Origin of the sequence: Faecalicatena contorta (assembly GCF_021531995.1) — a bacterium.
GTDB classification, from domain to species: domain Bacteria; phylum Bacillota; class Clostridia; order Lachnospirales; family Lachnospiraceae; genus Dorea_A; species Dorea_A contorta_A.
Genome location: NZ_JAFBIZ010000293.1, coordinates 1 through 628, shown reverse-complemented (window position 1 = coordinate 628; position 628 = coordinate 1). Strand labels below are relative to the sequence as shown.

1 pseudogene is annotated in these 628 nt (G+C 42.4%); it reads left to right on the top strand.

Annotated elements, in window-relative coordinates:
- Positions 1-173 (top strand): annotated as a pseudogene (locus JQM82_RS16580) (IS3 family transposase); the annotation flags it as partial.
- Between the last annotated feature and the right edge of the window lie 455 nt (positions 174-628).

Below are 628 nucleotides of genomic sequence, written 5' to 3'. Positions count from 1 at the left end.
TTCTCTATGACCGCTACAATACGGAAACTATGACCACAGAGGAACTGAAGGTTCTCATTTGGAGATATTTCATCAGTTACTGGAATAACAGGAGGATCTGCTCTGCTAACGGTGGGCTTCCTCCGATGATCAAGCGCCAGAGATACTACCAATCTCTGGGACTGGCTGCATAGGCAGTGATATCTTTGAGATAAATGTGTCAACCAATATTGACAATATCAATACAAACCTCTTGCACAACCATCTACGATGTACATATCTATAAGCACATTTTTTTTGCTTCCCCAAAAGTTCTCTAGGTGTCTTTTGCTAGATACGCATTTTGTATATCCATTGCAAAATGCATCTAGTTAGGGGAAAAATCCCCTAAAACCCCTGATTTTTTTGTAGGTGTGTCACTTTTTGACACACCTTTTGGAAAAGTGCTCCACTTTTTGGCACATCTTTTGAAAAGATAATTTTTCGTAGCTTGGATGGTGTGTCACTTTTTGACACCCTTTTTGATTATTCCGGGCGATTAGCCCATGCGCTGAAGCGCGTTCAGCGCATGGGTATCGCCGTTTAGCAAAGGCTGGTCGCAGTTCAGCCCAGGTCATCAAGCATGTGATAAATGCTGCCGCATATTAAC